The following is an 8,969-nucleotide window of genomic DNA, read 5'->3' as shown; positions in this document are numbered from 1 at the left end:
AGCAAAAGTGGACGACTTTTGCGCCGCCCGCCCCGGCAAAATACCGGCGCTACCGTGGCCTAATTTGCAACCGCCCTATACAGTGCGCCCTGAGCGTTTCGAAGAAGGGCAGAAACATCGGCTCTACATCGTCCTTGCGATGATGATCGTCGCGACAAGGCCGAGCAGCCCGAACAGGATCGCGTATCCCGCAGCATATTGAAGCATGTCCAGTCGATTGCCCCCGCGGCGCCGCGCCTGCAGCCCGCCCCAGATCGCCCCGATGAGGGCGACGGCGAATACGATCATGTCCTGTCCTGTCTACTGTTCGGATTGAGCGCCGCAATCTCGCCGGCGCGCTTGCGCACCTCGGCGTCGGTGCCGAAGCCGTAGCGGGCCCATCCAAGACTTTCGCGGCGCAGTCTCGCCGCCTCGTCCGGCCGGCCCATCGCGTCGAGCGCCTCGGATTTGACCAGCAGCAGAGAGCCCAGAAGGGCCGCGTTCTCGGCCTGCCTGACGGAGGGCAGGGAGCGGTCGACGATGGCGATCGCCGTTCCGGCCTGATCCGAGGAGAGGGCGAACGCGGCAAGTTGCATCGCGATATGCGCCTCGTGCAGGACCGTCGAGGGGTCGGAGGCGTAGATATTCGACGCCTTGAGAAAGGCGTTGAGCGCCAGTTCGGGATCGGCACCGAGCGACAGGCGCCCGAGTGCGAAGAGGCTGAAGGCGAGGCGGTTGTCGTCCCACCCCTCGTCGCCGGCGATATGCACCGCGCGCTTGGCGGCCCCCTGGCGTGCCTCCATCGTGTTCTGCGGGCCCAGCGCACCCTCGATCGCGTTGATCCAGGCACGGCTCGTCCGGCCGCGGGGCCGCTCTTGAATCTGCGCGCCCTTGGGGTTCAGCCGCGCAAGAACGCCCGGCAACGTGGCGGCCACGTCCGCCCGTGTCATTCCCGAACGCAGCTCCGGCGCATAGGTCGCGCGCAGGATCAGCATGTCGAACCCGGTCAGGACGGTGTGGAAGTTGTCGTCGTTGAAGACGCTGTCGGTCAGGTGGTAAAGATCGTTCAGCGGGCCGAGCGCCTGCGCCATCTCCTCGTGAAGGCAGTCGCGGACCTCCTGCGGGCTGACATCTCGGGGAATGAAGACGGACATCCGCTCGCGGCTGCGCAGCGTCGTCCAGTCGGTCATCGCGCCCCGGCGGTTGCGGCGGAATTCCGCCCAGCTGGCCACGCGCGGCACCACGAAGCAGGCCGCTTGCGGCACGGCACGCTGCAATTGGGTCCGAGTCACCAGTTCGATGTTGATGCCGGCGGGGCGGCCGGGAGCGATCCGGGTGATGTCGATTCCCGCCTCCGTGCGCAGCCGTGCGAGCAGACGCGTCAGATCGGCATCCAGGCTGGCCGGCGCATTCCCCGTCACCCGGACCGTCACCGGACCCTCGAACCGCGTGAAGACGGGCAGGGTCCGCCCGCTCTCAAGCTGGAAGGAAAGATCGAGAAAGTCGTTTGCGATCGAGCTGTTGGAGCGCTCGGGCGCCTGTGCACCGGAACGGGTGAAGGTCTTCATCGGCGGCAGGCGGCTTGGAATGTATTCGCCGCGCTCGGCGACATGCTGGCGCGGGACGGGCGCGCAGCTTGCAAGGGCAAGGCTGCCGGCGAGAAGGAGGAGGCGCACTATCATCAGCGCTCATACTTAACGAAAGCGGTGAGCTTGCCAATACGATCGTAGAGCTTGCGGGCCTGGCGGTTGGAATTCTCGGTCATCCAGAAGACCTTCGGCGCCCCGGCGGCATCCGCGGCGGCGAAGACGGCGCCGATCAGCGTCTGCCCGACACCGTGATCGCGGTGTTCCGGCGTCACGAAGAGATCCTGCAGGTAGCATACCTGCTCCTCGCGCCAGCCATGGCGGTGAAAGAGGTAATGCGCGATCCCGACCGCCTTGTCGTCGGCGATCGCCACGAGGCAGCGGAACTCGGCCTCGCTATCCTCGAGCCGGCGGCGGAACTGCAGCTCGATCTGCTCGGGATCGAGGCGGGTGGAGTAGAAATCGAGATAGGCGGTAAAAAGGCGCACCCAGTCGTCGTGATCGTCTGGTGCGAGCGGGCGGACGTGATACGACATCGACGGGTTTCCTTGTGTGTTTTCCGAAACCTGCGGGCGGCGCGCCTCGGCCGCGCCGGGATGCGCAGACGGCATCCGCCGGCGCGGCCATGCCCGTGACGCTCAGCGCCCGGCGCGTGCCATGAAGGCGAGGCGTTCGAAGAGATGCACGTCCTGCTCGTTCTTCAGGAGCGCGCCGTGCAGACGGGGCAGGGCGCCGGCGCCATCCTTGCGAAGATCCTCCGCCGTCAGGTCTTCGGCCAGAAGCAACTTCAGCCAGTCGAGCACCTCGGAGGTCGAGGGCTTCTTCTTCAGACCCTGCTGCTCGCGCAGCTCGTAGAACTGCGTCAGGGCAACCGTCAGCAGCGTGTCCTTGATGCCCGGATGATGCACCTCGACGATCTTGCGCATCGTCGCCATGTCCGGGAAGCGGATGTAGTGAAAGAAGCAGCGGCGCAGGAAAGCGTCGGGCAGCTCCTTCTCGTTGTTCGAGGTGATGATGATGATCGGGCGATGGCGCGCCTTCACCGTCTCCCCGGTCTCGTAGACATGGAACTCCATGCGGTCGAGTTCCTGGAGCAGGTCGTTCGGGAACTCGATATCGGCCTTGTCGATCTCGTCGATCAGCAGGACCACGCGCTCGGACGTGGTGAAGGCTTCCCAAAGCTTGCCGCGACGGATGTAGTTGCCGACATCCTGTACGCGCGGATCGCCGAGCTGGCTGTCGCGCAGGCGGCTAACGGCGTCGTATTCATAGAGACCCTGCTGGGCGCGGGTGGTGCTCTTGACGTGCCATTCGATCATGTCGAGGCCCATGGAACTGGCCACCTGCCGGGCCAGCTCGGTCTTGCCGGTGCCCGGCTCGCCCTTCACCAGAAGCGGGCGCTCGAGCGTGACCGCGGCATTGACCGCGACCGTGAGGTCTTCGGTGGCGACATAGGCGTCGGTCGAGGTGAACTTCATGGTTTTCAACATCCTGAGCTGCGAGCTTGAGGCGAGCATATGTGCCTTCGGGAGCACCATCAACCGGGCGAATGGGGCGTGACAAGAGCACGGCCTTGGAGTATCTCCGCGCCACGGGATATACCATTAGTATTGTATCCGCCCGGCACCTCGCCCAGGCGGATGGAGGGGACCAATATGAAAGCCGAAACGTTTCTGACCGACGATTACAGGCCGGCCGAAGACGAGCCTTTCATGAATGACCGGCAGTTGAAGTATTTTCGCCGGAAGTTGACCGAGTGGAAATCGGACCTGCTCGATGACAGCAAGACCACCATCGAGGGCCTTCAGGACGGCACCCGCAACATTCCCGATGTCGCGGACCGGGCGAGCGAGGAGACGGACCGGGCGCTCGAATTGCGCACCCGCGACCGCCAGCGCAAGCTCGTGGCCAAGATCGACGCGGCGCTGCGCCGGATCGACGAGGGCGAATACGGCTATTGCGAGATGACCGGCGAGCCGATTTCACTCAAGCGGCTCGACGCACGTCCCATCGCCACCCTGAGCCTCGAGGCGCAGGAGAAGCACGAGCGCCGCGAGAAAGTGCATCGCGACGACTGAGGCGCGGTCAGGGCCCGGACTGACGGGGGGCGGCGCGTGTCACGCTGATGGACGCCGTAGGGGACAGGACTTCAAGGGGAGGGGCACCGGAAGCGGTGCTCCTTGTCATTTCGAGAGAGCGGCAATGAACGGGATCGCGGGACAGGGCCTCACGGTACTCGGCGCGGGGATCGGCGGCCTCGCGGTTGCCATCGCCCTTGCCGATCGCGGCGCGAAGGTCACCGTGATCGAACAGGCGCCGGCACTGGAGCAGATCGGCGCCGGCATCCAGGTCAGCCCCAATGGCTGGGCCGTGCTGCGGGCGCTCGGGCTCGGCCACCTGGCGGCGCAGGCTCTGCGTTCGCAGGCCGTCACGCTTCTCGACGGTCCAAGCGGCCGTCCGATCCTGCGCATGGATCTCGCCGGGAAACCCTATCATCTCTTCCATCGCGCCACCCTCATCGCGGGTCTCGCCCGCGTGGCGGCCGAGCGCGGCGTGAAGATCGTGCTTGGCTGGCGGATCGACCGGCTGCGTCGCAGCGCGGGCGGCTGGCGGCTCGAGGGGCCGGGCGATCCGCTCGAGACGACCTTCATCATCGGTGCCGATGGGCTTCATTCCCGGCTGCGCACGGCGCTGAACGGCGCCGATCTGCCTTTCTTCACCGGGCAGGTGGCCTGGCGCGCGCTCATCGACGCGAAGGGCGCGGGGGAGGCCGCATCCCTGCCGGGAGCGCGCGTCTGGATGGGACCGGGCCGGCACCTCGTAGCCTATCCGCTGCGCGGCGGGGCGATCAATCTCGTGGGCGTCGAGGAGCGCGGCAGCTGGGCGGAGGAGGGCTGGTCGCACGAGGGCGACCCGTCCGCCTTCGCCGCGGCTTTCGACGGCTTCGCTCCGGCCCCGCGCGCCCTCGTCTCGAACGTGCGCGATGTGCATGTCTGGGGGCTGCACCGACACCGCGTGGCGCGTCGTTGGCACGGGGACGGCGCGGCCCTTCTGGGCGATGCGGCGCATCCGACCCTTCCCTTCCTCGCGCAGGGCGCCAACCTGGCGCTCGAGGATGCCTGGACCCTCGCCGCGGCGCTGGACGAGCTGGGCTTTGAACGCGGCCCGCCGGCCTATCAGGATGCGCGCTATGCCCGCACGGTACGGGCGATCGAGGCCGCGGATGGAAATGCGCGTAATTATCATCTGCGCAACCCGCTCTTGCGCCGCGGCGCCCATCTCGCGTTGCGGATGGGCAACCGGGTTCTGCCGGGCGGGATGCTCGCGCGTTTCGACTGGCTCTACGGCCATGACGTCACGCGCGCCGCGATCAGGCCTTCGCGAGCGCCGCGATGATGCCGAGGAAATCGTCGGCCTTGAGCGACGCGCCGCCCACGAGGGCACCATCGACATTGTCGATCGCGAAGATCTCGGCGGCGTTCGACGCTTTCACGGAGCCGCCATAAAGGAGCCTGATCCCGGCGCCGTCCTCCCCGAACCGCGTCTCGAGCTCCGATCGGAGGCGGTCATGCACCTCCGCGATCTGCGCGCCCTGGGGCACCTTGCCCGTGCCGATCGCCCAGATGGGCTCATAGGCCACCACCGTGTTCGCGGCCGACGCGCCGTCGGGAAGCGATCCGGCAAGCTGGGCGCAGAGCGTGTCCAGCGTCCGGCCCGCCTCGCGCTCCTCGAGCGTCTCGCCGATGCACACGATCGCCGTCAGACCCGCCCCATGGGCCGCCTCGGCCTTGGCGCGGATATCGGCATCCTGCTCATCATGATCGCCCCTGCGCTCCGAATGGCCGACGATGACATGCGAGGCCCCGGCATCGGCGAGCATCGGGGCCGAGATATCGCCCGTGTGCGCCCCGGATTGCGCGGCGTGGCAATCCTGCCCGCCAAGCGCCAGGTTCTCCCCGCCGAGCCGTGCCATCCGTTCCAGCAAGGTTGCCGGAGGACAGATCAGCACGCCGCATTCCCCATGCTCCCCGCGGTCCAGCGCCGCGCGCAGCGTCTCGATCTGTTGCAGATCGGACCCCTGGCCGTTCATCTTCCAGTTTCCCGCCGCCAGCTTGCCTCTGGTTGTCATCACATCACTCCCTCTGCCAACCCGTTACAGCGAGGCTTAACGGGTTTGCACCGGGTGAAAAAGAGGGGCAGAAGCATGCACGCAGCCCGGCAGGGGAGAGAGCCCATGACGATACCACGCATCGACGCCGCGCGTCTCGGCGCACCGCAGACAGTCTCGGCCCTGCGCGAGGCCGCAATGCAAACGGGTTTCATGACCGTCCACGGCACCGCGATCGACGCCGCCGAGGTGCGCACGGTGATCGAGGCCTATCGCGACTTCTTTGCCAGCGGGCCCGAGGTGAAGAACCATATCGACATGGCGCGCACGGGCACCAATCGCGGCTGGGGCGCGCCCGGCTCGGAGCAGGTCGATCCGGCCGCCAATCCCGACTACAAGCAGGTCTTCGACATGGGGTTCGAACTGCCGCCGGGCGATCCGCTCGCCGCGCGCGGCTCGCGCTATTACGCGCCCAACTTGTGGCCGCGGGACATGCCCGGCTTCCGGTCCATCCTCGAGCGCTACTACGGCGAGGCACTCGATGTCTGCCGGGAGCTTCTCACGGCAGTGGCGGGCGCCGTCGGCGCCGATCCGGCGCGGTTCGACGGCCGGTTCGAGCGCCCCATGGCCTTGCTGCGGGGAAACCACTACCCGGCGCGCCCGGACTGGGCCGGGGCGCGCGATTTCGGCATCGCGCCCCATACCGATTACGGCTGCCTGACGCTGCTTGCCACGGACGGGCAGGCCGGGCTCGAGGTGCGGGGGCGGGACGGAAGCTGGATCGCGCTGAGCGCGCCGCCGGGGACTTTCATCGTCAATTTCGGGGAAATGCTGGAGATGTGGACCGCCGGGCGGATCGTGGCGACACCGCACCGCGTCATCGGCAACGCGCAGGAGCGGATCTCGGTGCCGCTCTTCTTCAATCCCGATTACGACACCGATGTCTCCGAGCCGGGCGCCCCCGCGCCGATCCTGGCGGGCGAGCACCTGTCGCGCCGCTACGACGAGACCTACCTGCATCTCGGCCGGAAGGGGTAGGCGCGCCCCTCCCGGCTGCCGGCGCCGCGATGTCAGCTCTCGCGTTCTTCCTCGACGATCTGCTGCATGGTATCGAGCGGGATGTAGCCGCGCACCATCTGGTCGCCGAAGATGAAGCTCGGGGTGCCGTTGATCTGCATCCGCGTGGCGAGGGCCCGGTTCTCTTCGATGATCTGCGCGATCTGCGGCGATGACATCTCCTCGATGAGGGCATCGGCGTCGAGGCCTTCTTCCTTGGCAAGGCTGCGCAGGCTGTCCTCGGTGATGGCCTCGCGCTGCGTCATCAGCTTGTCCATCACGCTCTTGTAGGCATCACCGCCGGCCATGCGCAGGACGGCCAGCGCGAATTGCGAGCCGCGCAGCGATTCCTCGCCCAGGATCGGGAACTCCTTGACGATGATGCGGATGTTGCCGTCCGATTCCACCAGTTCGGCCACCTCGGGATGCGCCTTCCGGCAATAGCCGCAGCGATAATCGAGAAACTCGACCATCGTCACGTCACCCTCGGGATTGCCGCCGACATAGGCGCTTTCGTCCTCGAAAAGGGCCGCGCGGTTCTGCTCGATCATGTCGATGTCGGAGCTTGCGGCCTGCTGCGCCTGGCGCTGTTCGAGCACGGCGATCGCTTCCATGAGAACCTCGGGATTCTCCAGAAGGTAGCTGCGCACCTGGGCGCCGAAAGCTTCTGTCTCGACATCGCTCATCTGCGTGATGTCGGTGGCCATGGCCGGCGCCGCAAGTGCGCTCGACAGGGCGAGCGCGCCGAAGGTTTTATAGGGAATACGCATGGAGGGCTCCTGTTTGCTGCATGGCGCCGGAGCGCTCCGGCACGCGCGCACACTCGCACAGATCGCCGGCGGGGCAAGTGTCCCTTCACTCGATCGTGATCGCGGCGCCGCGATTGACCCGCGCCGCGCGGGCGGGCATTGCGAGCCGCAGGATGGCGCATGCGCCGCAGGATGGCGCATGCGCCGCAGGATGGCCGAGGAGATCGCGATGAGACAATCGCAACGCGGACAGGTGGATCCGTTTATCGTCATGGATGTGATGGAGCAGGCGCGGCGCGCCGAGGCCGAGGGGCGCCGGATCATTCACATGGAGGTGGGGCAGCCCGGAACGGGGGCGCCGGCGGGCGCGCGGCGCGCCGTGGCCGCCGCGCTGGAGGACGGCCCGCTGGGCTATACCGTGGCGCTGGGCCTGCCGGAGCTCCGGGCGCGGATCGCGCGCCTTTATGCCGACTGGTACGGCATCACCCTGCCGGCGGAGCGCGTGGTCGTGACTTCGGGTGCCTCGGCGGGGTTCCTGCTGGCCTTCACGGCGCTTTTCGATGCGGGTGAGAAGGTGGCGCTGGGCCTGCCCGGATATCCCTCCTACCGCCATATCCTCAAGGCGCTGAGCCTCGATGCGGTCGGGATCGAGACACGCCTCGATGAGCGGTTCCAGCCGCGGCCCGGGGATCTGCCGGCCGATGCGGCCGGGCTCATTCTTGCCTCGCCGGGCAATCCCGCGGGAACGATGCTCGATCACGACGCGCTGCGTGCCCTTGTCGAGGCGGCCCATGCGCAGGGGGCGGCGGTCGTCTCGGACGAGATCTACCACGGCATCGATTACGAGCGCCGCGCGGTCAGCGCGCTCGAGATCTCCGACGACGTGGTCGTCGTGAACAGTTTCTCGAAGTATTTCTCGATGACCGGATGGCGCATCGGCTGGATGGTCGTGCCAGAGGATCGCGTCAGGACCTTCGAGCGCCTGGCGCAGAACATGTTCATCTGCGCGAGCCACGCCTCCCAGGTCGCGGCGCTGGCGGCGATGGACTGCGACGAGGAGCTGCGCGGCAACCTCGAGGTCTACACGCGCAACCGCGCCTTGCTCCTCGAGGGGTTGCCGAAGGCCGGCTTCACCCGGATCGCGCCGCCGGACGGGGCCTTCTACGTCTATGCCGATGTCTCGCAGATGACCGACAGCAGCCTCGATCTGTGCGCCGAGATCCTTCGGGAGGCGGGCGTCGCGGTGACGCCGGGCCTCGATTTCGATCCCGCACGCGGGCATGAATACATAAGGTTTTCCTATGCCGGTTCGACGCGGGACATCACCGAGGGGATCGAACGGCTGACCCGCTGGCACAAGGCGCGCTGAGGCCGGCAGGTGGTCGGGGCATGGGCCGGGCGCGATTTTTGCAGCCCCGAGGCGGCCTTTGATGTTCCGGTCGGCGGATTCTTGCGCTAACCTTCGCCTATCGGGTCGTCAAGAACCCAAGC

General features: G+C 67.2%; 10 protein-coding genes. 4 read left to right on the top strand and 6 right to left on the bottom strand.

Annotated features, from left to right (window positions below):
- Positions 1-123: 123 nt before the first annotated feature.
- The 4 genes from PMES_RS00745 to PMES_RS00730 all read right to left on the bottom strand — a co-directional run bounded on the left by PMES_RS00745 (position 124) and on the right by PMES_RS00730 (position 3,043).
- Entirely contained in the window at positions 124-288 is a 165-nt protein-coding gene (locus PMES_RS00745; RefSeq protein ID WP_159963608.1) for an apolipoprotein acyltransferase, read from the bottom strand.
- The gene (locus PMES_RS00740) at positions 285-1,655 is read right to left on the bottom strand and encodes a DUF2927 domain-containing protein (protein WP_438943218.1); all 1,371 of its coding nucleotides are present in this window, start codon (positions 1,653-1,655) and stop codon (positions 285-287) included. Before PMES_RS00740 ends, PMES_RS00745 begins: the two co-directional genes overlap by 4 nt.
- Positions 1,656-1,660: 5 nt before the next feature.
- On the bottom strand, positions 1,661-2,101 hold the full coding sequence (locus tag PMES_RS00735; RefSeq protein ID WP_159963606.1) for a GNAT family N-acetyltransferase: 441 nt from the start codon (positions 2,099-2,101) through the stop codon (positions 1,661-1,663).
- A 102-nt stretch (positions 2,102-2,203) separates the two neighbouring features.
- On the bottom strand, positions 2,204-3,043 hold the full coding sequence (locus PMES_RS00730) for an AAA family ATPase (RefSeq protein WP_159963605.1): 840 nt from the start codon (positions 3,041-3,043) through the stop codon (positions 2,204-2,206).
- 177 nt (positions 3,044-3,220) lie between these two features.
- On the opposite strand from PMES_RS00730, the gene dksA reads away from it, so the two are divergent.
- Positions 3,221-3,643 carry an RNA polymerase-binding protein DksA gene (gene dksA, locus PMES_RS00725; protein WP_159963604.1) on the top strand — a complete coding sequence of 141 codons (423 nt, stop codon included), beginning with the start codon at positions 3,221-3,223 and terminating at the stop codon, positions 3,641-3,643.
- Between the two features lie 124 nt (positions 3,644-3,767).
- Positions 3,768-4,961, top strand: a complete 1,194-nt coding sequence (locus PMES_RS00720) for an FAD-dependent monooxygenase (protein ID WP_159963603.1) — start codon at positions 3,768-3,770, stop codon at positions 4,959-4,961.
- Here the strand turns inward: PMES_RS00720 and tpiA are convergent.
- Entirely contained in the window at positions 4,936-5,694 is a 759-nt protein-coding gene (gene tpiA / locus PMES_RS00715; protein WP_159963602.1) for a triose-phosphate isomerase, read from the bottom strand. The two genes, PMES_RS00720 and tpiA, sit on opposite strands and share 26 nt — an antisense overlap.
- Before the next feature lie 105 nt (positions 5,695-5,799).
- Here tpiA and PMES_RS00710 point away from each other — a divergent pair, with 105 nt between their 5' ends.
- Entirely contained in the window at positions 5,800-6,711 is a 912-nt protein-coding gene (locus tag PMES_RS00710; protein ID WP_159963601.1) for an isopenicillin N synthase family dioxygenase, read from the top strand.
- Between the two features lie 32 nt (positions 6,712-6,743).
- Here the strand turns inward: PMES_RS00710 and PMES_RS00705 are convergent, their stop codons facing one another.
- Positions 6,744-7,499: a DsbA family protein gene (locus tag PMES_RS00705; RefSeq protein ID WP_159963600.1), complete on the bottom strand. Its 756-nt coding sequence runs from the start codon at positions 7,497-7,499 to the stop codon at positions 6,744-6,746.
- Positions 7,500-7,707: 208 nt separating this feature from the next.
- On the opposite strand from PMES_RS00705, the gene PMES_RS00700 reads away from it, so the two are divergent.
- Positions 7,708-8,847: a pyridoxal phosphate-dependent aminotransferase gene (locus PMES_RS00700; protein ID WP_159963623.1), complete on the top strand. Its 1,140-nt coding sequence runs from the start codon at positions 7,708-7,710 to the stop codon at positions 8,845-8,847.
- Positions 8,848-8,969: the final 122 nt, after the last annotated feature.

The organism is Profundibacterium mesophilum KAUST100406-0324 (assembly GCF_009835145.1).
Taxonomy (GTDB): Bacteria; Pseudomonadota; Alphaproteobacteria; order Rhodobacterales; family Rhodobacteraceae; genus Profundibacterium; species Profundibacterium mesophilum.
This window is presented reverse-complemented; position numbering and strand designations above follow the sequence as displayed.

Coding starts and splice junctions, on each gene's coding strand:
- PMES_RS00735 (WP_159963606.1), bottom strand. CDS start 2,101: ATGTCGTATCACGTCCGCCCGCTCGCACCAGACGATCACGACGACTGG.
- PMES_RS00730 (WP_159963605.1), bottom strand. CDS start 3,043: ATGAAGTTCACCTCGACCGACGCCTATGTCGCCACCGAAGACCTCACG.
- PMES_RS00705 (WP_159963600.1), bottom strand. CDS start 7,499: ATGCGTATTCCCTATAAAACCTTCGGCGCGCTCGCCCTGTCGAGCGCA.
- PMES_RS00720 (WP_159963603.1), top strand. CDS start 3,768: ATGAACGGGATCGCGGGACAGGGCCTCACGGTACTCGGCGCGGGGATC.
- PMES_RS00710 (WP_159963601.1), top strand. CDS start 5,800: ATGACGATACCACGCATCGACGCCGCGCGTCTCGGCGCACCGCAGACA.
- dksA (WP_159963604.1), top strand. CDS start 3,221: ATGAAAGCCGAAACGTTTCTGACCGACGATTACAGGCCGGCCGAAGAC.
- PMES_RS00745 (WP_159963608.1), bottom strand. CDS start 288: ATGATCGTATTCGCCGTCGCCCTCATCGGGGCGATCTGGGGCGGGCTG.
- tpiA (WP_159963602.1), bottom strand. CDS start 5,694: ATGACAACCAGAGGCAAGCTGGCGGCGGGAAACTGGAAGATGAACGGC.
- PMES_RS00700 (WP_159963623.1), top strand. CDS start 7,708: ATGAGACAATCGCAACGCGGACAGGTGGATCCGTTTATCGTCATGGAT.